We start from the raw sequence: 23,123 nt of genomic DNA, 5'->3' as shown, positions 1-23,123 counted from the left end.
AATAATAAATATCACTGATAGTTATTTCGGTGATATTTATTATAATCTATTCAATAAATAATTAGCGTAAAAATTATTTATTATTATATTGATAATAAAATTAGACATGTGTCTGTTGTACTATATAAATACTAAATTAGTTATTTATTACCTGCTCATGTATCATTTTTTTGCTGTACATGTCAGTTTTATAGTATTAATACACTAAGGGATGTAAAAATATGAATACTAATTTTGATATTAAAAATAATGAAAAACATAAAGAAATTGAGTCATTACTTCAATCAATAGAAAATCGAATTAAAAAAACAAAAGGTGCAGAGAATTCATTAAGGAAGGAAATTAATGAGTTGAAAGCGAAAAAATACACAGATGATGGGGTGTCGTCAGCGCCATTAGTAAGAGAAATGAAAAAAAAATTAAGTGAGATTACAATTAGTCGAATTAAACATGAAAGGATGTTAGATTCTATGAATGAAACAATTCAAACCAGAACTAATAAGATGATAGGTAATTTGGAATTAGATTCTGTAAATGAGTCTACGATGAATGAAAGAATAAATGTGGTTAATTTAATTTCAAAAATCTCACATAACACAAACAATAAAATATCTGATTCAGCAAGAAGTAATATTATTAATGCTAATAATCAGACTATTAAAATAAAACAGGCTATAACAAGGGTTGCAGAACTGACTAAGCAAATAAATAGCGAATATAAAGAAGCTAGATTGAAGCCATTAGTCCAGACTAGTAACCAGCAAGCTATTAGCGAACAAATAGCTTCTTTCTCTATGCCTGATAAAATGAGTGCTGTAATAGAATTATCAATAAAAATGAAGAGTATTACTCACCATAACTATGGTGGTTTAGATAGAACAGGGCAGTACTTATAGAGGCATTTAAGCTAATCAATCGTTTTATTTATTGAATTCAAGGTATTCAACAAAGAGTTGAATACCTTTTTTAATTTTAATGTAAGGTTGGATGACAAGTGTGATTACTGTGATTTTTGCTTACTCTATGATAATTAATATTATATTTCCAGTGATTAGTATTAATGGAATGTTTTAATCATCAGGATTTGAGTTTTTAATTTTATTTTTTTGTTGTCTTACCGTATAAAGTTTTACCGAATAACCTTCCTAACACTCATCATGTCAATTAATAAACTTATTGATTCACTTTCCTCACAAGGTTGGTATGTGTGGGACGATTTCTTGACTCTGTCCGAAGTTAAAGAAATAAAACAATGCATTCCGAATACATTACAAGACGCACGTATTGGACATCGGGACTCATTACAAGGCAATAAAGCGATTCGCGGCGACCAAACGGTTTGGTTGGAGCCCGAAATGGGGAGTTCTATAGTTCATTATCTCAATAAAATGGAGCAGGTCAGGCAAGAACTTAACTGTCAGCTTTATCTTGGTCTACGTGATTTTGAAACACATTTTTGCCGTTATCCAAATGGTGGTTTTTATAAGAAACACGTGGATAACCCAAGAGGTGTCGGTCGACGAAAAATTACGACGGTTCTATATATGAATGAACAATGGCACCCTAGCGATGGTGGTGAATTGGTTGTCTATGACCAAGAAGATAATCAATTGTTTAAGTTAGAACCCATTGTAGGTCGTATGATCTTTTTTATGTCAGAAGAATTTCCTCATGAAGTTCTCCCGACAGAACAAACTCGCGAAAGTATCGCGGGGTGGTTTTTAACTGAAAAAATACTTTAACCCGTTCAGGCTATTACCACCTCTTATAGAGGTGGCTGATAGAAGTATTCTCATTATTTATACACATAACAAATTTTATAATAGTTATTTTAATATATTTATTTGATTTTCTGTTTTTCTTGATGTTAACTTTATTTGAACTTTGGTTTTTTATATTAAATTATATTTTCTGCTGTGTGACTAAATTATATAAAAGGAGTTTATAAATGAACAGCACTGATAAGTTCGGTTATGGTTCTAAACAATTTCAACAAGGTGTTAGTATAACGGAGTATAATCGCCAATTAGAAAAAGCTTTGAAGGAATTAAGCGAAAAAAATATTGGTGATACCGTGATGATTAATTCTAATAATGATATGTCATCATTAATACAAAGTGTAAATTATTTCCCAGTACCAAAAGACCATTGCTCGGTTATTGAGGTGGGTTGCTACTCCTCTAAATTGAATAATTCGATTCTTTATGATTTTAAATAATCTACTTTAGAAATCGAATCATTAAATATTGTCTAATATTGGATTAAATTATGTGCCACCTCTAATTCGAAGTGGCACTAATTTTATATTAATCGTTTAAATTCATTTCCTACAAAAGTCATAGTCGCATTTCCTCGTTCAATTTGATAGTGAGATTGATGGCGCTGTTTATCTAATATATTTGATTGTTTCGATTGATACTCATCAAGCTTCCATTGTATTAACTGTTTTGCGAGTTTTTTATTTGCGTGTTGGCTGCGTTCAGATTGAACTTTAACTGTAATTCCCGTAGCAGCATGCTTAGCTCTAACCGCTGAGGACGTTTTATTAACATGCTGCCCTCCGGCCCCTTGCGCTTTGGTGAACTCAAATTCAATTTCACTCTCTTCAATTGGTTTAATGGGAGAGAAACGGGTGACACTCAAAAACCAATTTTTACGTTTATGTCGCGGCCTAATAGGGCTTTGGCATTGCCATTGGATTGTACCACACCAAGTACTTGCTAAACTTTCAGTATCTTTACCATCAAGGCAAACTAAGGCGGATTTTAGCCCCTTTTTAGAGGGAAATGACTCCAGTACGTCATAAGCGACATGATATTTTTTAGCTTCTTGTAGAAAGCGGGCAAGGGCCTTTTCAACAGCAATACAGCATTCTTCAGGCCCCTGAGCAGCGGAAAATTGCAACAATATCATTAGCAATCTCCACTGGTTTTATAGGTGATAACCGGCTTAAGTCGTGCAACAACTTGGATGATGCCAATATTCACCATGCTTTCAATTACAGTATCAATGGATTTATACGATTGTGGGGCTTCTTCGTAAATCAATTGTTTGTTTGCACAGATAACACGACTGCCTAATGCCGTTCTTGATAATTGAATCGGTGTATATTTATGAGATAAGCGCCCTTTACACTCAGTTCGCATCCACTTGCGGCCAGCTCCGTGAGCAAGAGAATTCAGACAAACTTCACTTGGCTGTGGGGATACCAGATAGCTGTAATCACCTCGAGAACCAGGGATAACAACTAGCCCGCGATCTGATGGCGTGGCGCCTTTTCGATGTATCCACCCTTCAATGCCATTGATTTTACAGTATTCAACTAGGTTATGATTAAGATCGAGTACGAGTTTTCCCTTTGATTTTACTTGTTGCAGCATACGTAAACCGATCATTTGGCGATTTAGTTGGGCAAAATCTAAGGCATTCTGATGCGCTTCTAAGTAATTTTTAGCATCTTGAGAGCTATCTATAAGCCCATCATGACTATGATTTTCTACATGTTGACGAAGGATTGATTGGCCTAAACCACGAGAGCCACTGTGAACTAATAACAGTAATTGTTGTTTATTCAAACCACTCATATCGAATAATTCTGGGTTTAATATTTCGTCAACGGCTTGAAACTCAGCAAAATGATTCCCGCCACCAATAGAACTTAATGATGACATAAAGTCATGTGATTGCATGTTATCTGGGACATGTTCTTCAAGCCAAGATAGAGGCGCATGATCTGACATTTCAAAAAGTTGTTTTTCGAGTTTATCGAGGTTAACTTTCGATTTTTTAATATCAGTTTGGAACAGCGCCATTCCACAACCGATGTCATTACCAACTAGCGCAGGATAAAAGCGCTTGGTTGAGAAAAATGCCGCACCAATTGGATAGCCGCGACCAGGATGTAAGTCAGGCATGCCGACAACGGATACCATATCAGGTAAGTTTGCGGTTGTTTGTAATTGTTGGATTGCTTTACTTTCAATCCATGTTGATTCTGTGGCGATATAGCTGACTTGCTGATCCACAGTATGTAAGGTATTGCCCATAAGCTATTAACTCATTTTTAATTGAAAAATAAGGTGATTAGCAGGCAAATTTAAGAAAATAGATTAACTAACGAGAGTGACTATTTCTGAGAGTGCCCGCAAAGAGTTTGATTAATTGTTGTCATGGTAAACCTCCTTGCAGTTAGTAGATGAATATAAAACGCTGCGGATACTAACGGTAACTTTTTTCTTTTGCAAGGGCTATTTTAAAGATAGCCGATTTTTAGCCTTTTTCTTAAACCAATATATAAAATCAATATGTAAATTAATTAATATTATACGAACTAATAATTAGATAATTAAATTTATATTTTTATTTATTCCAATGGAATTGAGCGTGAGTGAAATATAAAAGTTTGCTATCATTTGGGCGGGTGCTTGAGCCTTTCTGGTTCAAGCTTATTATATTGGATAAAATGTTTGGATTAGAAATGGAAAAGCCCCGTTAGTTATTATTAACCAACGAGGCCCAAACCTAACCGAACAATTAGGATTGTGCCTCTTAACTATTAAGAGGTCAAGGGAAATGAGCAAGTTCGCAGTGATTGCGTTTGTTTCGGCGTGTATTACCGTGTTCGGTATTTCACTATTAATGCGGGATAGGCTTTGCCTAATTGTCATTAGTCATGGAAATACAGTTGTTCAAACAACGTTTTCTTACGAAGAATAATGTTGCTTTACGAGGGAGTTTATTCCCTCGTAATTTCCCGATTTAATTGTGAGTATTCAGGTTTGGAATTAAGTGCCCAATTAAAAACACCCCAAGATATTATTGAATCTTTGGGGTGTTTATTTAATTAGTTATCTAAATAAATAATTAAGCAATATGTACAGTTTTTCCACCAATAATTGTACGTAATACTTTTACATTTTCAATATCATCAGCAGGGATCTCAAATACATTGCGATCTAGCACGATCATATCAGCAAATTTTCCAGCCTCTAATGAGCCGAGTACATCTTCACGGTGCTGTGCATAAGCAGAGTCAATGGTTGCAGAGCGCAAAACTTCAATTACCGTCAAATCTCGGTCATTATCGAGTCTCGGTGCTTTTTGGCCATTAATATCGCGGCCACGGCGTGTCGCTGCGACTTTTAAATCATACCACTCATCGAAATCATCGATTGGCCAGTCACTACCAAATGCAACAACCGCGCCAGCATCGACAAATTTAGCGATGGGTTCAAGTTGCTCAAAACGTTCATCACCGAGCATTTTTTTCTCAAAAGCCGCTAGCTCTGGAGTTGGGGCTGCCCACTGGAAAGATAAACAAGCGATGGTTTTTAAGCGCGCAAAACGGGCGTAATCATCCGCATGGACTAGTTCATTGTGAGCGAGTCCTGGGCGAATATCTTTTTCTGGGTGCGCTGCTCGCATTTTTTCAATCGCATCTAATACGATGGAAACGGCACCTTCACCAACAGTATGCAAGTGAGGGTCATAGCCTGCTGCGGCAATTTTTTCCATTAATTCATCAAGAATTTCAGCTGTGAAATAGAGATCACCATAGTTATCCGTTTCTACCCAATTAGGCGTGTCATCTGTGCCTTGATTAATGCGGTATGGCTGCAATAACGACGCTGTCATTGTTGGAAATTGCATGACACCATCAACAAACATTTTAATATTATTCAAGCCAATACCTGGGGTTGGTGTCCAATCAGCTTGGTGCCATTTTTTGGCAAATGCAACGGCTTTATCCACGGCTGCCGCTACTGAAGCAACATCTGGTGTTTCATCGGGGGTGATTTCACGAGCAGCTTGGAAACGGATCGTAAGGTCACCACGTTGCTGTAATTGAGAAAAGGCTTCAAGCTGTTGTTCTGAAACGCGGGCGTCCATCACCATAGTCACACCTTGCTGGTTAAGTACTTTCTGTACTAATTCAGCAACTTCAATTGCTTGGTCGTCACGAATTGAAGGAATGCTATCGGCAGCACGCATAGCGGGTGCATCTTCAAGGATGCCATTCAACTCACCGTTCTCGTATTTGCCAATTTTACCATCAGGTGGCTCAGGCGTGTCTTTAGTGATACCAAATAGTTCGAGAGCACGGCTATTGGCTAGCAATGTATGGCAGTCATTTGAAAATAATACGACAGGGCGTTTTGTATTGAGCTTGTCCATATCTTCACGATACATATCAACACCCGCCGGGATCATACCTTGGCGCAGCCATGCAGTGACTTTGAGCCAATCATTTTCCCCGGTACGAGGGTCTTTATCGAGGTGATCTTGTACACGCTCTAAAATTTGCTCGATAGTTAACGATTCATAATTTAAATGACAACCGAAGAGTTGAATACCGCCCCAAAAAGGGTGCATATGACCATCAATGATACCAGGCATCATCATTTTGCCTTCGAGATCGATACTCTCTGTTTCAGGGCCAACATACTGATGAAGTTCATCAGAAGTGCCTGTGGCAAGAATGTAACCATCACGAACAGCAACCGCATCGACAACGCGATTTTTATCATCCGCAGTATATATATAACCGTTAAAATAAATAACGTCAGCTAATTGATTATTCATTGTAAACCGTCTGTATCAGTGGTGCTTTGGTGGCACCAGAGCTAAAAAAACAACGGGGAAGGCAAGTGCTCCCCCGTAATCATTTATAAGACTTGAAATGCTTAGTTAATAATCATTTCAGTTTCATCGTCAGAGATTGCAGGTGGACGACGAGTAAAACCATGGGTCAGAAGTGCTAAGTAAATTGCACCTGCAGCTAACCACCATAAACCCACTTTAAAGGCTTCGCTATCAAGACTTGTCCATAACCACAATGTTAGGATAACACCAATAGAAGGCATAATCAGGCAAGTGATAATTTTTGTATTATCCAGTGGTGCTTTACGGTCAATATAAAAATGTTTAATGACCGATAAATTCACAAAAGTGAACGCAATTAAGGCACCAAAACTGATCATTGAAGCGACCATGCTGAGCGAAAGCACTAATGAAAGCAGTGACGCTAGCGCAACAAAAATAATCGAGTAAACCGGTGTATTGAGTCTTGGATGCAGATAAGCAAACAGCGAACGTGGTAACACACCTTCACGGCCCATCGCATAGAAAATACGCACAATACTGGCTTGTGAGGTCATTGCCGAGGCAAATACACCGATAACATAAGCGGTGATAAAGCTAGAAGCCATCATCGCACCACCAACTTGTTTCATTACCGCAAGGCTAGCAATATCTGTGTTAGGAATGAAATCTTGCCACATCGGGTAAACCAAGTGCGCACCATAGGAAATGATGACAAATAGCGTACCTGCGATAAACACGGTGTATAGAATCGCTTTTGGTAACGCACTACGTGCATCTTTGGTTTCTTCTGCCATGGTGGAGATCGCATCAAAGCCAAGGAAGGCTAAGCAGAGTACCGCTGCACCTGCAAATAACCCTGATACTTGTTCTGACATTACCGTAATAGGTGCCAATAAAGCATCAGTATCCAATACAAATGAAGTTTTAAAACTCAAGTATAGGAACACTGCGATAAATACAAATTGCATTAAAATGATTAGCATATTCATTGAGGAAACTAATTTAATTCCCAAAATATTCATAATGCTAACAATTGTGATGGTACTGCAAATAATCACATACATTGGGATATCGGGGAACGCTTCATGGACAAAGATCCCAATTGCAATGTAGTTAATAATTGGTAGAAAGAGGTAATCGAGCAGTTGTGCCCAACCCACTAAAAACCCGAGTGTGCCGCCAAAGGTTTTTTGCACGTATGAATAAGCAGATCCTGAAAGCGGAAGTGCGCTTGTCATGCGGCAATAGCTCATGGCAGTGAAAAAGACGGCAGCTAATGTAATTAAATAAGCGACAGGCAGATGGCCTTCACTTAATACAGTTACTTGTCCATAGGTGGTGAAAATTCCGAGTGGCACCATATAAGCCAGCCCGAAAAAAACTAACGCAGGTGTGGTCAGTACGCGTTTCATTTGAACGGTATTCTGTTGCATTTTTAAGCCCTTCCCAAAAGCCCTTAAACAACGTTAACTCTGTCTGAATGCACAGGCCGAGTGAACCTAAAATGCAGCCGTACTCGTCATACTTCGAATTACAACGTCGTTGGCTTTGCTCGCTCGCACTAGTCACATACTTTTGTATGCTCCTAGCGACTCCTTTGCTTGCCGCCTAGTTGTATTTTCGAATTATTTAGAGTCGTACTCGTCATACTTCGAATTACAACGTCGTTGGCTTTGCTCGCTCGCAGTAGTCACATACTTTTGTATGCTCCTAGCGACTCCCTTGCTTGCCGCCTAGTTGTATTTTCGAATTATTTAGAGTCTTAACGCTACATGATTGTATTAAATTAAATTTTAGAACCGGCTGTATTCAATTTCAGAAAACCTCGCACCAGGACATTTTTAAAATGAAATGTCATCGTGCGCACTTTAATGAAACGTCAGTGATGAATCGGACCATCACCATCCGCTGGGGTGAATACAAGCGGCGTACAATATAATTACCAAGTCCCTATTAAGCAATCATTAATTGAAAAAAATAAACAACTACTTTTATTTCAAAGAGTTGTTTGATGGATATGTTTATTAATTGAAGTGGATTTAAGATAAATTAAATAATAGCCATTATGGATAGAAAATCAAGGTGAATTTTTTCGTTTAACTTATTGATTTTATATAGTTAAATTTATTTTTTCTCAATGGGTATTATAGATAAGAACAACGAGATTTGATTTAAGCTTAATTTATTATGAGGCAGGCAAAGAATTGGCTATAAAATTAAATAGCCTATTTGCATTAATTAAACTTACTATTCAAGTTCCATATAATGAAACACCGACTTCGTTTAAAATATAAAACGAGAGTCGGCATTTAATATTAACGCTATTTATCGGTCACCTGAGTTTCTGAAAACCGTTATCCGTTATTTTCTTCTCAGTTTTTGCTGGGTATATAAAGCATCTAATGTAAATAAAATTAATGCAACCCAGATAAAGCCAAAGGTGACTAACAATTCAGATGTCATCACTTCACCGTACATAAAGACGGCGAGTAAGAACATAATACTTGGCCCCATATATTGGAAAAAGCCTAGAGTCGAAAGCCTTAAGTGGTTAGCTGCCTCTGTAAATAGTAACAGTGGCACCGTAGTAATTACCCCTGCGGCAATCAGCAGTGCATTCAAATGCCAGTCATTCATTGCCATATTGCTAGTTGGACTATCTGCAAAAAATAATAAGAAGATAATACCGACAGGAAGTAGCCAAAGTGTTTCGAATGTCATTCCTGTTTGTGCATCGACCCCTAATTTTTTACGTAATAAACCGTAGGTAGCAAATGTAACAGCCAAACTTAGACCAATCACAGGCACTGAGCCAAATTGCCAAAGCTGGATCAATACACCCGTTAGCGCAAGGCCAACAGCAATCCACTGCATGCGGCGAAAACGTTCTTGTAAAAATAGCATTCCAAACAGTACGTTAACTAGTGGGTTAATAAAGTAACCTAAGCTAGCTTGTAGCATATAACCATTATTAACTGCCCAAATATAAATTAACCAGTTACATGCAATTGTCGTTGCCGTTACCCCAAGAACTAATATTTTCTTTGGTTGCTTCAGTACTTGGCGGACATAACTCCAATGGCGTGAAACGGTTAATAATAAAATCATAAAGAAAAATGACCAAATAATACGATGAGTCAGGATTTCTTCTGCAGGCACTTCTTGGATGCTTTTAAAATAAATAGGTGCGACACCCCAAATAAAATAGGCGCCTAAGGCACATAACACGCCTTTGGTAGTATTTTGCTGGCTCATTGTTGGCTCTGAAATTGAATTAAAGACTAAAAAGATACTTATACAGAGAGACCGAGCCGATTTAAGCGGCACGATTTTTGATACCACTAATGTGACATTGCTCAGGTTTTTTTACAAGTTATTAGTTTAGTAGGTGACTAATTATTTGTATCTATTTTATCCCACCAGGTAAGTTGCCGTTGCTGTCGCAATATGCTGATTGTTTTCATTATGAAGTTCGCAGCGTGTAACGGCTATTTTATTACCATCTCTTAATAAGCTGGCACTGGCGGTAAAAAGTTGGCCTCGACCAGGGCGTAAATAATCAACTCGTAGGTCGATTGTTCCCATGCGAGACATTTTGTCGACAATCTCAGTATGAGTTAATGGATTAATGCGCTGCAAAATACGGTTAATACACACCATGCCTCCTGCAATATCTAAAACCGAAGCGATCACACCGCCATGTAAAATGTTCTGAGTGAAATTACCAATTAATTGCTGACGATTTTCAACGGTAAGCTGAACAAAATCATCATTTAGACTCATTAACTTAATCCCAAGTAATTGGTTAAATGGCATTTTATAAATAAATGCATGGCTCATTAACTCACTGGCTTCTTCTAAAGTATAAGTACGGTCATTCATCGTTTTCATCCTTTAAAAATATGTAAATAATAAGTTAACATTACGTGTAAATTATGTCTCTAACAAACGAATGAATAATCTTTCAACAGTTATTCAGTTTTGTGTGTAAAATAGGACAAACTTTTTTTGGACGATGTTGAAATAGGAATGACTAATGCGCGCTTTACCGATTTTGTTAAGTGCAGTGCTCAGCTTTTGGTCTGCTTCACTGTTTGCGACTGAAAATACAAGTATTCAGCCTGAACAAGATGTCAAAAATACCCTACCAATACGTGGAAGTATCATTTCAGGATTACTACAACACCATGATAATCCATTTGTATTGTATCCGTATGAATCGAATTACATCATTTATACCTATACCTCCTCGATGAATAAAAAAGCGATTTCTAGCTACAATTGGGGCGATGATGCGTTAAAGGATGAAGTTAAATTTCAACTAAGTTTAGCTTTTCCATTATGGGCCGGTATTGCTGGTGATGATTCCATTTTAGCCGTTTCTTATACTCAACGTTCTTGGTGGCAGTTAAGTAATAAAAAAGAATCTTCACCATTTAGAGAAACCAACTATGAGCCTCAGGTGTTTGTTGGCTGGCTAACTGACTACCAATTTGCGGGTTGGACGTTACGTGAGATTGAAACGGGCTTTAACCACGAGTCAAATGGGCGCTCAGAACCGACCTCTCGCAGCTGGAACCGTGTATATGCGAGGGCAATGGCGCAAAATGGTAATTGGCAAGTTGACCTTAAACCTTGGTACCGCATTCATGAAAGTGAAGGGCGTGATGATAATTCTGATATTACCAAATACATGGGCTACTATCGCTTAAAGGTAGGATATGCATTGGGAGATAGCGTATTTACTACGACTGGACGCTATAACTGGAATACCGGTTACGGTGGTGCAGAGTTGGGGTGGAGTTATCCAATTAGTAAACATGTGCGTTTTTATACCCAGTTGTTTAGCGGATATGGTGAGTCGATGATAGACTACAATTATCGCCAAACCCGTTTTGGTATCGGTGTTATGCTAAACGATATGTTGTAATGGAAGAAAAACTCAGTGCTCTATTCAGTTCTGAGTGAAATACCAAGTCATAAATCAACAACTTCGCTGCTCAATTGGGCAGCGGCTTGTTTTATCGATTGAGGAAGTTTGTGTCCACCGCTTGCGTCATTAACCAACTTTCATTGGCTGAACATGTGCTTAATAGTACATTTGGTTATCAGTCATTTCGCCCTGGGCAAGATGCTGTCATTGGGGCCATTTTAGATAACCGTGATTGCTTAGTGTTAATGCCAACAGGGGGCGGTAAATCCCTTTGCTACCAAGTCCCTGCTTTAGTTAAAGACGGTGTCACACTGGTTGTTTCGCCATTAATATCATTAATGAAAGACCAAGTTGACCAATTAAGGTTACATGGGGTTAATGCGGCATGTTTAAATTCATCACAAACGTCACAAGAACAGCGTCAAATCATGGAGCTGTGCAGTCAGGGGGAAATAAAATTACTTTATGTTGCCCCTGAACGGCTATTAACTGATTATTTTCTAAGCCAATTAGCAGGGTGGAATATCACTTTGCTAGCCGTGGATGAAGCCCACTGTATTTCTCAATGGGGACACGATTTTCGCCCTGAATATCGTGCACTAGGCCAATTACGGCAATCATTGCCTAATGTACCCGTGATGGCGTTAACCGCAACTGCAGATGAAACCACACGTGCAGACATTATTCGCTTATTGGAGCTACATGAGCCATTAGTTCATGTGAGTAGCTTTGATAGGCCAAATATTCGTTATACCTTAGTCGAAAAATATAAACCGTTAGATCAACTTTGGTTTTTTATTAAAGGCCAAAAAGGAAAAGCGGGTATTGTTTATTGTAACAGTCGCAGTAAGGTTGAAGAAACGACAGAGCGCTTGCAAAAACGAGGCCTAAGCGTTGCAGCATACCATGCAGGGTTAGAGGCTGCTAAACGGGAGTGGGTACAAGACGCATTTCTAAAAGATAATCTGCAAGTTGTCGTGGCGACAGTGGCTTTTGGGATGGGAATTAATAAATCAAACGTTCGGTTTGTCGCTCATTTCGATATTCCACGTAATATCGAAGCGTATTATCAAGAAACAGGGCGAGCAGGGCGTGATGGTGTTGAGGCCGAAGCCATTTTATTTTATGACCCGGCCGATATGGCATGGTTACGTCGTTGCCTTGAGGAAAAACCTGCAGGTATGCAGCAAGATATCGAACGGCATAAGCTGAATGCCATCGCGGCTTTTGCTGAAGCCCAAACCTGCCGTCGTTTGGTGTTACTCAATTATTTTGGCGAAAATCGTCAGCAGCCTTGTGGTAACTGTGATATTTGCTTAGATCCGCCAAAACAGTACGATGGGTTAGTGGATGCGCAAAAAGCGCTATCCTGTATTTATCGTGTTGGTCAGCGGTTTGGTATCGGCTATATTGTAGAGGTATTGCGTGGTGCTAATAATCAACGTATCCGTGATTTAGGCCATGACAAACTGCCTGTTTATGGTATCGGTAAAGAACAAAGTAATGAACATTGGGTTAGTGTGATTCGCCAATTGATCCATTTAGGTATGATCACTCAGAATATTACGCATTTTTCAGCGCTTCAATTAACTGAGGCTGCACGGCCTATATTACGGGGCGAAGCGGCACTAAAACTAGCAGTTCCGCGTGTTTTAGTGGTAAAAAGCCGTAATCAACAAAACAAAATTTATCATGGCAATTATGATAAAAAATTATTTGCGAAACTGCGTAAATTACGTAAGTCCATTGCAGATGAAGAAAATATTCCACCATTTGTCGTGTTTAATGATGCAACATTAATTGAAATGGCTGAGCACACTCCAACTTCACCTGCCGAATTATTGTTAATTAATGGTGTTGGCGAGCGCAAACTCGAACGTTTTGGAGTGGCATTTATGGCACTTATCCAAGACCATCTTGAAGGTTATGAATGAATAAATAAGGAAACTGCAGGATGACGTCTGAAAACCTAAAAGAGAGTTGGCTGAATCGAGAAACTCAATTTTCTGCTTTTACAAATGGCCCGCTTTTAGATTTCTGGCAACATCGAGAAGAATCTCAATTTATGGGAGTTGATGATATTCCCATTCACTATGTCCGTTTTATTCATCCAAAGCACCATAAAGCGATAGTCATTTCACCGGGGCGTAGTGAAAGCTATGTGAAGTACCCTGAAGTGGCTTATGATTTTTATCATTTAGGCTATGATGTTTTTATTATTGATCATCGTGGTCAAGGGCGATCAGGGCGCATGTTAGCTGATCCTCAAAAAGGCCATGTTGAAAAATTCACTGATTACATTGACGATTTTGAAAAGTTTATTGAGCTTGAGGTTAAATATCGGCATTACCCAAAATGTTATGCATTAGCACATTCAATGGGAAGTGCTATTTTAGCCGGGTATTTGTTGCGAGATAACGTCACATTTGATGCCGCAACCTTATGTGCACCGATGATTGGTATTAATTTACCCATGCCTCGTTGGATGGCGAGCTTTATTGTTGATAGAGCGGAATCGCGTGAAAGCGTTCGTAATGATTACGCGGCCTCTACTGGGAAATGGCAGCCATTACCTTATTTAATCAATGTATTAACACACAGCTCGGAGCGTTATCGGCGCTACTTACGCTATTATGCCGATTACCCTGAATTGCGCTTGGGTGGGCCAACTTATCATTGGCTACGTGAAAGTTTTGTGATTGGCGATGAGCTAATTGCGAAAGCGGGAGAAATTGATGTGCCACTGATGGTGTTGGAAGCCAGTGAAGAAAAAGTGGTCAGCAATAAAGAGCTACAAGCTTTTTGTCAAAGCCGACAAAAAGCGAAAATAGGACGAGAAGAAAAATTACCTCTCATTATTGAAGGGGCACACCATGAAATCCTATTTGAAGTGGATGCATTAAGAGCGATGGCGCTCAATGCTATCTGTGATTTTTTTGAGCAGTATTAGTTAGGGTTTGAATATGAAATATCCTGTAGTTGCTTCCGATTTGGATGGGACACTGTTATCTCCCAATCATGACTTAACGTCTTATACAAAAGACACTTTGAAACAGCTAGTAACTTCGCAAGATGTGCATTTTGTGTTTGCAACAGGCCGTCACCATGTGGATGTTGCTCAAATCCGTGATGGTTTAGGCATCGATGCGTATATGATCACGTCTAATGGTGCGCGGATCCATAATACCCGTGGTGACTTAATTTTTGAGCACAATGTTGCTCCTCAAATTGCTCATGAGCTGTGTTTGATGGAATTTGATAACCCTGAGCTTGTCACTAATTACTACCATGGTGATGATTGGTTTATCAACCGTGAAAGCCCTGAACAAAAAGAGTTTTTTAAAGAATCGGTATTTAACTACCAGTTGTTTGACCGCCATAATTTTGTCACCTCTGAGGTCTGTAAAGTTTACTACACCAGTGAAGATCATGATTTGCTGGTGGATCTACAGCGGCGCATTCAAGCACGCTGGCAAGATAAAGTGAATGTAACGTTTTCACTGCGTAGCTGTTTAGAAGTTATGGCTGGTACTGTTTCTAAAGGGGAAGCTTTGAAGCAAGTAGCTGCTCTACATGGCTATACACCGAGTGATAGCATTGCGTTTGGTGATGGCATGAATGACAAAGAAATGCTAACGATGGCCGGAAAAGGCTGCATCATGCAAAATGCACATCAGTTGCTAAAAGATGCGTTACCACACATGGAAGTCATTGGCTCGAATAGTGATGATGCTGTTGCTCGTTATCTGAGAAATAAATACCTTAATAACGCATAATTCATTTTGTTATTTGAAATAGAGAAACCAGATAGGCAATATGTTTATCTGGTTTTTTATTATCGCAATTAGACCAGAAACGTAAGTTCCCACAGCGAAAATACAGCGAAACGTGCTTTTTGTGAAATTTAGGTCACTTTTCCTATTTTTTCTGACAAAAAGTAAATTTAAACTAGGGGGATGAGTGTTTAGGTCGATATTAATGGATAGCACTGTTTTCACAGGTTGCATATTGCACTGTTGAGGGTTCCTTAGGATGAAAAGAATTGCGTTAGTACTGTTGTTAGGCTCGATTTGTTTTAGTTCCGTTTTAACTGCTAAACCTACCACTGCGCCGGCATCGGCAACAGCAACACAAGAACCCTCGATTGAACAAATTACGCAGTTAGCGCAAAAAGGTGACCCTAAAGCCCAATTCCAGCTAGGTGAGCGTTATTTTAAGGGATTAGGTGTTTCTCAAGATTCTAAAGCCGCGGCTGAGTGGTTCATCAAAGCAGGAAACCAAGGGAATTCAGATGCGCAATTCCGCCTTGGTACGATGTTTGTAAATGGCTTTGGTGTGCGTCGTGATTATGACAAAGCGATGCTATGGTATGAACAAGCCGCCGCTCAAGGTGATACCCGAGCTGAAACAAACATGGCGATGATGTACGCGCAAGGCTTAGGTGTTACTCAAAACCTAGAAAAAGCGGCATTTTGGTTTAGAAAAGCTGCGCAGGGCGGAAATATACTGGCTCAATTCCAGATAGGCCAAATGTACTCGATTGGTAGTGGTGTTGATTTAGATGACGAAAAGGCGGTCTTTTGGTTTAGAAAAGCCGCGAAACAAAAAGATGCTAAGTCTCAAGACCGCTTAGGTGTCATGTACTCTGAAGGACGTGGCGTGAAGAAAAACTTGCAGCAAGCCTACGCATGGCTTGCAACTGCGGTTTACAGTGGTAACGCAGAAAGTCATCGTCTACAGAATAAGATTGCGGAGCAGTTAAGTCCTGAAGAATTACAGCAGGCACAAAAATTAGCGGAAGGTTATATTAAATCGTATGGTTTTAAAGCCAGCTAACGATTAAGCAGATGTGTGGGATACGATTTTGTATCCCACCAGTATGACAACCGATAATACAAGATAGCACCAAGAAAGCCGATAAAAACGGTTGTTTCCCCAGCCTCGACGAATAGCTAGCTGTTGCTGTTGCGATGATAGCTTGCCACAAAGTACACGAAACCCGACGATATAAACCGCACAATACACTTGCCAAAGATATAGCGTATTAAATGCAAAAGCTTTCCCAACAATTAATAAGATAATTAATGGAATCAAAAAGAATAAAATCGACCCAACACGTTCAAGTTGGGCGATCCTCAATATCACTAATTCGTCTTTTTCATCTAATTGTAATGGCATAATACGGCTTACAGTTCCCCAGATTTACGGCTTGGATTACGTCCTGAAAGATTGTTTGTCGCACTTTGCAGAGAGTTATCACGGACATCCACCCTTGCTTGGAATGGTGGGAATGGCAAGGTAATCCCTTGTTCAGCAAAGGATACTAGGATGTTTTGATGTATTTCATGGCGTGCAGGTAACCGGTGGCCCATTTCTGCGGCATAGACACGTAATTCAAAAATCTGAATACCTTGTTGTAAATCAACAAGATATACTTCAGGTGCCGGGTTGTCTAAAATCATCGTAGAGCGTTGAGCTGCACGTAAAATAGTATCTGTCACTAATTCACTATTGGCATCAGAAGGTGCAGGAATCGTCATGACAATACGTGTGATTGTGTCAGAAAGTGACCAGTTAATAAATTGTTCAGTAATAAATGCCTTATTTGGCACAATAATTTCTTTTCTGTCCCAATCTGTTAGCGTGGTTGCACGGGTATTGATCTTGGTAATACTGCCGGTCAAGTTACGGATAGTTACTGTGTCTCCAATCCGGATCGGTTTTTCAAATAAGATCATCAACCCTGAGATAATATTAGCGAAGATTTCTTGTAAGCCAAAACCAAGTCCGACCCCCATCGCCGCTACAAGCCATTGTAGTTTTGACCACTCAATCCCTAACATAGAGAAGCCAACAATGGTCCCGATAATAGTAATCGTATACTTGGTTAGTGTGCTGATAGCGTAACCGGTACCTGGCGTTAAATCCAAATGTTGGAGTACTGCCAGCTCAAGTAAAGCGGGTAAGTTACGAACTAATTGGGCAGTAACGATAATAGTCAAAATAGCAATGAAAATAGAGCCCATGGTGATAGGTTGTACCGTATCAACGCCATTAACCGTTGAGGTCACATCCCATAAGCGAATATTTTCAAGGAAAGAGAATGCAGTATGTAGCTCAGACCATAGCCAAATTAATGAAACCAAGGCAATCATGGTTAAAATCGAACGAACTAACCCCACAGATTGGGTGCTAATGGTATCCAAGTCGATAACCTGTTCTTCGATATCAATATTTCCTTCACTACTGGCGTTTGCTTGCTGGCTATCGTCTTCACCTTTAGCACGTTGCGCCAATATCTCAGCACGGCGTTGTTTCGCACGCTCGAAGGCTAATTTACGGCGCTGCATCGACATCCAACGGCGAATAGTATGATAAACGATAAGGATGACAAACCAAATGGCAACAGAAGTTTCTAAACGTGCAAGCAGGGCCTGTGAGGTTGAGAAATAACCTAAAATGGAGAAGAACCCAGCAACAATAGGTGCGAGTAATATCATCCACCACAAGGCTTTATTAACGATATTCTCACCGGACCCATGTCTATCTAAATAGAGAGGGATTTGTGAACGACGCAAGTTGTTGGTAATTAAGCTAAGTGCAACACATAAAAAGATAAAACAGAAACGGCCAATACTGGCTGCAAATTCCCTATCGCTATAATGTTCAAAGGTAATAATTGCCATCACTAATGGAACGATGACAAAAATCGCCATTCGGTAATAACGCATCGCACGTTTAACGGAATCTTTGTCCCAACCGAAGTGAGAAATAAATAGCCCGGTTGGACGAGAAAAGGTTTCGCTGATCATAAACAGCCACAATAAAGGTGTCGTCGCACTGACACCATAACCTATCGCCGCGGCCATGGGGTATTGCCATGCACTTTGTAAGCCATAGCCGATGGCTGACCACATCATAGGTAGAGGAAGAGCAACAATAATTGACCAAAAAATGGTTCGAATGGTTAAGTAGAACCGGTCTTGTGTCACCTTACCAATACGTAAACTGGAGCGGTCAAGAAATGCTTGGTAGTGCTTACGCGTGCTAATACTGAAAATGACTAATGCTATCGAACCAAGAAGATACAAAAAGGTATCTTGAGTTGTCAGCATAACGTTCAGTGCACCAGCAAGTTGGGACAAGGTATCCAGTGAAAGTAATTGAGTAATATCAGTTACTAACATGACAGGATAGCTGATGCTTATTGGTGGAACATCTGCGACCCAGAAAAGATAACGGTTGGAAGCATCTTTGACTTCTTTTAATGCATCGGTTAATTGCCCAGTAGCGACATTAAGCTTTGTTAGCTCTAACATTTCAGCATCAAGACCGGAAATTAAAGAGGTCAGTAGCTCTCGGCGGGTTTTAATTAATGACTGATAAACTTGCACTTGAGCTGCATTAAGCTCATGCTCGGTTTCTTGCTCGGTTGTATCTATTTTACTTAGTCTATCGAGGCTATCTTCATAATTTAAGCGTTGCACGCGTAAATCAGCCATTTCACGATCAAGCTGTTGGCTTTTTGGAATATCAGGCAAACGGGAAAGCTGTGTTCTGAGTGCTTCCCCTAATGTGCTTGAGCTGCTGATCCACTGAGCTTGCTCGCGAATAGTTGTGAGTGCTTGGCGAGCATCACGGATACTGGTTGAAATTTCTGCTTGGCTATTGGTGATGGCGCTCATGCGCTGTGCCTGAGCTGTTAATTCCTGAGACATTTTGCGGTTAATATCAAGCTGCTCAGTTAAAAATGGGGTTAGTTCCCCTTGTGCGGCCAACATTTCTGTGTGTTCTAACGCTAAAATAGCTTTTTGTTGGCGTTGGGTATTTTGGAAATCACGCAGGTTTTGTAACTCAAGTTCCATACGTTGATAGCGTTTTTTGTATAATTCCAACGTAAGGCGTGAGATTTCTTGTCGGTTATTGGCAGAAAGCTGCGCCATTTCCAGTTCATTAACTGTTGATTTGCGAGCACTTACTTCGGCTTGAGCCAATGTGTACTGGGCATCGGCTAATGGCGTTGATGGTGTACTCAAAGACTGAAAGCGTGCGGTGGCTTCAGTCAGTAAACGTCTGGCTTCAGAAAGCTGTTGTGGCAGAATACTTAATGATTCACTGATTTCTCGGCCTTTATCTTGCTCTTGCTGAGTTAAGCGGCTTTGATCGAGTAATTGGCTGCTAAGCTGAATAATACGTTGTTCAAGCTCACCTAAGCTGATACCTACCGGTATTGGGGCTGGTTCATCACTTTCATTGAGGATTTTTTGTCTTATTTCTTTGATAATTCTAGGGAAATTATCAATAGCTTCTTGATAAGATTTGGCTTTTGCATCGGAATCACGTGTTTCACTCATCCAATTCAAAGCACCCTGTAATGCTTGTGCTATCTCTGCATCTTTGGGGTTGGTGCTTGACTCAAGTTGTTTGAGCTCCTGCTTAATCTGTGCTTCATCCTGCGCTGCAGTTGGTGCTGCAACGGAAGAGAAAACGATTAACAGGCTAAGAAAAAAACTGATAATCACACGCACAGTGAGGAGCTCCTTCAAGGGATAATGATGTAATTAAGCGTCAACGGCTTTTTCTGTCACTGTATTTGCAACAGTTTCAGCGAGTAATTCGCCCATGCGAGTTGCATAACCGGGGATTAGTGATGAATTAAATGTCACTTTGTTAGGTTCAAATAAATTAATCACTGTTGAACCCAATTTAAATAGTCCCATTTCCTCACCTTTTTTCAAGAAAACAGCCCCTTCAGAGTTTAACTCAGGGTAAACCCAACGCTTAATGACGCCTTCACGAGAGGAGTTAACGCAACCGCTCCATACGGTTTCAATACTACCAACGATAGTTGCACCGACGAGGATCTGTACCATTAGGCCGACAGGGGTGTCAAAGACACAAATCAAGCGTTCATTACGTGCAAATAGATTGGGAACATTTTGTGCCGTCAATGGATTAACAGAGAATAAATCACCAGGAACATAAATCATCTCTTTGAGCAAACCGTCACACGGCATGTGTACACGGTGATAGTCACTCGGGGAGAGGTAAGTGGTAATAAAGTCACCACCACGAAAACGTTCCGCTAATTGGTATTGGCCTGCAAGTAACGCTTCCACTGTGTAATTATGGCCTTTAGCTTGGAAGATAAGGTCATCATTAATCGGGCCTAATTGGCTAACTGCACCGTCAGCAGGTTGAGCAAGTTGGTGCTCTTTTTCGACAATCGGGCGTGCGCCTTCTTTTAGCAGACGGATGAAGAAATCATTAAAAGTGGCATAAGCAGTAAGTTCACTTTTTTGCGCTTCATTCATGTTGACTTTATAGGCTTTTGCGAACAGTTTAATTGCCCATTGCGTCATGAAACCCGCATTGCGACTTGCGAACCAGCCTGCAAATTCAGTAAGACATTGTTTTGGAAGCATATATTGCAAGCGAATTTTAATTTTATCTAGCACGTTAACCTCTGATTTTTAAAGGTATGTTAGCAAAAGGGCGGCTATTGTACACAGTTTACTCGTCATATTTCAAACGGTCGCGTAACAGGTTAACCGTAATTAAATTATTTAGAGCTGTCTTAGCGTTAGGGAGTTAATTGTAAGCACTCACTAACATTATTTATCTTTTGCCGTAAAATTGCCACGAGGTTTGATTTGTTCCATGCTTTCTAAAATGCGATGGTAGTTTTCAAAACGTGATTCAGCAATTTTATTTGCTTCTACGGCTTCACGTAACAGACAACCTGGATCATCTAAATGTTTACAGTCACGGAATTTACAGCCACCAAGGTAATCTTTAAATTCGACAAATCCTTTGGTCACTTGTTCCGTTGTTAAATGCCATAAACCAAATTCACGCACACCAGGGGAGTCAATCACATCGCCGCCCAACGGGAAGTGGTATAAACGAGCTGTCGTCGTCGTATGTTGTCCTAGCCCTGAGTTGTCTGAAACCTCATTGACTAGAATTGTTTCTTCATTATGTGGGAGTAATGCATTTAATAAACTTGATTTGCCCACTCCAGACTGACCAACAAATACTGAAACTTTACCTGCTAGCGCGTTAGTAAGTGCTTCCATGCCTTCGTTGGTATGGCTTGAAACTTCGAGAACTTGATAGCCAATATCGCTATAAATCGTCATTAAATCGCTTACCCACTCACGGTTTTCGTCGTCGAGTAGGTCGACTTTATTGAGAACGATAACAGGCTTAATCCCTGTGGTTTCGCAGGCAACTAAATAGCGGTCAATAATATTCAGCGAAAGCTCAGGTAAAATAGCGGAAACTACGACAATTTGGTCAATATTAGCAGCAATCGGTTTTAAGCCATCATAATAATCGGGACGAGTTAGGACAGAACGGCGTTCATGAACAGCTTCGACGATGCCATTTACTTTGATATCACTTTGTGTGTTCAAGGCTGGCCGCCACACCACGTTATCCCCTGTTACGAGGGATGAAATAGTTCTACGCAAGTTACAGCGCTGGATAGTTCCGTCACTTGCTTGAATATCAGCATGTTGCCCAAAACGGCTAATGACTAAGCCTTCTTGTGCTTCACCTAATTGGCTATCATCAATTTCAACTGTTTTTTGCTTTTTAAGTCTTTTTTGATGATTTTCTTGAACTCGGCGCTGTTGGCCTTTCGAAAGTTTCTGTTTAGCCACCTGTCCTCTCTTTACTATGGGCTGTATTTTAGGGGTTACTCACGCCTGTCACTGAAGGCATGAAGAGTGCTATCATACCTTAACTTCATAGAATGCAGTTAGGGTATATCATGCAAAAGAATGAGAATAATTTAATTTGGATCGATTTAGAAATGACGGGGCTCGATCCTGTTCGTGATCGTATTATTGAAATAGCGACTATTGTAACAGATAGCCATCTTAATATTTTAGCAGAAGGCCCTGTAATTGCAGTTCATCAAACGAATGAACAACTTGCTTTAATGGATGAGTGGAATGTAAACACTCACACCAATAGTGGTTTAGTTGAACGTGTGCGCAAAAGTACCGTGAGTGAGCGTGAAGCTGAGCTAGCCACCATTGAGTTTTTAGAAAAATGGGTTCCCCAAGGGGCATCTCCGATTTGTGGGAATAGTGTTGGGCAAGACAGGCGTTTTCTATTTAACTACATGCCTGAATTAGAACGCTATTTTCATTATCGTTATCTTGATGTTAGTACACTTAAAGAACTTGCTCGTCGTTGGAAACCTGAAATTTTAGCAGGGTTTTCGAAGAAAAATACCCACCAAGCTCTTGATGATATTCGTGAATCGGTCGCTGAACTGGCTTATTATCGGGAAACATTTATTAAAGAATAAATGATTCGTTATGAAAGTCGCCATTGGCGACTTTCATTCGCGGTTTTTTCTCAATAAGTTAACAATGTTAACTTATTGAAATCAGTTTATTACAACGGGTGTTGATAAAATCACCATTGTGATTGAATTGTCAGCAAACGAATAAAAAAATAAAAATTTTGAGCGCAAGGGCTTGCTAGTATCTGAATTTTTCGTATAATGCGCTCCCCGTACCGATGAAGTTTTTGTTATTGAGTCGGCACGTGAAACATCCAGAAATGTGAT

General features: G+C 39.8%; 21 protein-coding genes. 10 read left to right on the top strand and 11 right to left on the bottom strand.

Annotated elements, in window-relative coordinates; genetic code table 11:
- Positions 1-221: 221 nt before the first annotated feature.
- The 3 genes from PSE72_RS16025 (at position 222) to PSE72_RS16015 (ending at position 2,218) form a co-directional block, all read left to right on the top strand.
- The gene (locus PSE72_RS16025; RefSeq protein WP_213942399.1) at positions 222-896 is read left to right on the top strand and encodes a hypothetical protein; all 675 of its coding nucleotides are present in this window, start codon (positions 222-224) and stop codon (positions 894-896) included.
- A 261-nt stretch (positions 897-1,157) separates the two neighbouring features.
- On the top strand, positions 1,158-1,742 hold the full coding sequence (locus PSE72_RS16020; protein WP_115168118.1) for a 2OG-Fe(II) oxygenase: 585 nt from the start codon (positions 1,158-1,160) through the stop codon (positions 1,740-1,742).
- A gap of 206 nt (positions 1,743-1,948) precedes the next feature.
- Entirely contained in the window at positions 1,949-2,218 is a 270-nt protein-coding gene (locus PSE72_RS16015; protein WP_109912154.1) for a hypothetical protein, read from the top strand.
- A gap of 83 nt (positions 2,219-2,301) precedes the next feature.
- On the opposite strand, the gene prfH is transcribed toward PSE72_RS16015, so the two are convergent.
- Together prfH and PSE72_RS16005 are read right to left on the bottom strand one after the other, a co-directional pair.
- The gene (prfH, locus tag PSE72_RS16010) at positions 2,302-2,913 is read right to left on the bottom strand and encodes a peptide chain release factor H (RefSeq protein ID WP_115168117.1); all 612 of its coding nucleotides are present in this window, start codon (positions 2,911-2,913) and stop codon (positions 2,302-2,304) included.
- Positions 2,913-4,046: an RNA ligase RtcB family protein gene (locus PSE72_RS16005; protein ID WP_115168116.1), complete on the bottom strand. Its 1,134-nt coding sequence runs from the start codon at positions 4,044-4,046 to the stop codon at positions 2,913-2,915. The genes prfH and PSE72_RS16005 overlap by 1 nt, the downstream gene beginning before the upstream one ends.
- A gap of 526 nt (positions 4,047-4,572) precedes the next feature.
- On the opposite strand from PSE72_RS16005, the gene PSE72_RS16000 reads away from it, so the two are divergent.
- Positions 4,573-4,716: a Hok/Gef family protein gene (locus PSE72_RS16000; RefSeq protein WP_110591039.1), complete on the top strand. Its 144-nt coding sequence runs from the start codon at positions 4,573-4,575 to the stop codon at positions 4,714-4,716.
- Positions 4,717-4,863: 147 nt separating this feature from the next.
- Here PSE72_RS16000 and PSE72_RS15995 read toward each other — a convergent pair whose 3' ends face one another.
- The 4 genes from PSE72_RS15995 to PSE72_RS15980 form a co-directional block, all read right to left on the bottom strand.
- Positions 4,864-6,582 carry an amidohydrolase gene (locus tag PSE72_RS15995; protein WP_094962470.1) on the bottom strand — a complete coding sequence of 573 codons (1,719 nt, stop codon included), beginning with the start codon at positions 6,580-6,582 and terminating at the stop codon, positions 4,864-4,866.
- Positions 6,583-6,683: 101 nt separating this feature from the next.
- The gene (locus PSE72_RS15990) at positions 6,684-8,036 is read right to left on the bottom strand and encodes an APC family permease (protein ID WP_115168115.1); all 1,353 of its coding nucleotides are present in this window, start codon (positions 8,034-8,036) and stop codon (positions 6,684-6,686) included.
- Positions 8,037-8,964: 928 nt separating this feature from the next.
- Positions 8,965-9,858 (bottom strand): EamA family transporter RarD, encoded by an 894-nt coding sequence (rarD, locus tag PSE72_RS15985; RefSeq protein ID WP_115168114.1) that lies wholly within the window; start codon positions 9,856-9,858, stop codon positions 8,965-8,967.
- A gap of 156 nt (positions 9,859-10,014) precedes the next feature.
- Positions 10,015-10,485 carry a thioesterase family protein gene (locus PSE72_RS15980; RefSeq protein ID WP_115168113.1) on the bottom strand — a complete coding sequence of 157 codons (471 nt, stop codon included), beginning with the start codon at positions 10,483-10,485 and terminating at the stop codon, positions 10,015-10,017.
- A gap of 154 nt (positions 10,486-10,639) precedes the next feature.
- Here PSE72_RS15980 and pldA point away from each other — a divergent pair, with 154 nt between their 5' ends.
- From pldA to PSE72_RS15955, 5 genes are all read left to right on the top strand, one after another.
- Positions 10,640-11,533 carry a phospholipase A gene (gene pldA, locus PSE72_RS15975; protein ID WP_004907375.1) on the top strand — a complete coding sequence of 298 codons (894 nt, stop codon included), beginning with the start codon at positions 10,640-10,642 and terminating at the stop codon, positions 11,531-11,533.
- A gap of 110 nt (positions 11,534-11,643) precedes the next feature.
- Positions 11,644-13,470: an ATP-dependent DNA helicase RecQ gene (gene recQ, locus PSE72_RS15970; protein WP_198641737.1), complete on the top strand. Its 1,827-nt coding sequence runs from the start codon at positions 11,644-11,646 to the stop codon at positions 13,468-13,470.
- Between the two features lie 20 nt (positions 13,471-13,490).
- A complete protein-coding gene (pldB, locus tag PSE72_RS15965) occupies positions 13,491-14,486 on the top strand; it encodes a lysophospholipase L2 (protein ID WP_115168112.1) in 996 nt (331 codons plus the stop codon).
- Between the two features lie 13 nt (positions 14,487-14,499).
- Positions 14,500-15,312 (top strand): sugar/pyridoxal phosphate phosphatase YigL, encoded by an 813-nt coding sequence (gene yigL, locus PSE72_RS15960; protein ID WP_115168111.1) that lies wholly within the window; start codon positions 14,500-14,502, stop codon positions 15,310-15,312.
- 256 nt (positions 15,313-15,568) lie between these two features.
- Positions 15,569-16,372 (top strand): tetratricopeptide repeat protein, encoded by an 804-nt coding sequence (locus PSE72_RS15955; protein ID WP_115168110.1) that lies wholly within the window; start codon positions 15,569-15,571, stop codon positions 16,370-16,372.
- Between the two features lie 3 nt (positions 16,373-16,375).
- On the opposite strand, the gene PSE72_RS15950 is transcribed toward PSE72_RS15955, so the two are convergent.
- From PSE72_RS15950 to rsgA, 4 genes are all read right to left on the bottom strand, one after another.
- On the bottom strand, positions 16,376-16,714 hold the full coding sequence (locus tag PSE72_RS15950) for a hypothetical protein (protein WP_115168109.1): 339 nt from the start codon (positions 16,712-16,714) through the stop codon (positions 16,376-16,378).
- Positions 16,715-16,722: 8 nt separating this feature from the next.
- A complete protein-coding gene (gene mscM, locus PSE72_RS15945) occupies positions 16,723-20,064 on the bottom strand; it encodes a miniconductance mechanosensitive channel MscM (RefSeq protein ID WP_115168108.1) in 3,342 nt (1,113 codons plus the stop codon).
- Positions 20,065-20,097: 33 nt separating this feature from the next.
- Entirely contained in the window at positions 20,098-20,994 is an 897-nt protein-coding gene (asd, locus tag PSE72_RS15940) for an archaetidylserine decarboxylase (protein ID WP_115168107.1), read from the bottom strand.
- A gap of 156 nt (positions 20,995-21,150) precedes the next feature.
- On the bottom strand, positions 21,151-22,203 hold the full coding sequence (gene rsgA / locus PSE72_RS15935) for a small ribosomal subunit biogenesis GTPase RsgA (protein WP_004907389.1): 1,053 nt from the start codon (positions 22,201-22,203) through the stop codon (positions 21,151-21,153).
- A 110-nt stretch (positions 22,204-22,313) separates the two neighbouring features.
- On the opposite strand from rsgA, the gene orn reads away from it, so the two are divergent.
- Positions 22,314-22,859: an oligoribonuclease gene (gene orn / locus PSE72_RS15930; RefSeq protein WP_109912143.1), complete on the top strand. Its 546-nt coding sequence runs from the start codon at positions 22,314-22,316 to the stop codon at positions 22,857-22,859.
- Between the two features lie 81 nt (positions 22,860-22,940).
- Here the strand turns inward: orn and PSE72_RS15925 are convergent.
- On the bottom strand, positions 22,941-23,123 hold a 183-nt coding region (locus tag PSE72_RS15925), incomplete at its 5' end, for a hypothetical protein (protein ID WP_272691008.1).

Source organism: Providencia sp. PROV116 (assembly GCF_028482485.1).
In the GTDB taxonomy this organism is placed as follows: Bacteria; Pseudomonadota; Gammaproteobacteria; order Enterobacterales; family Enterobacteriaceae; genus Providencia; species Providencia rettgeri.
Note: the sequence above shows the minus strand (reverse complement) of the source record. Positions and strands in the feature narration are given on the sequence as shown.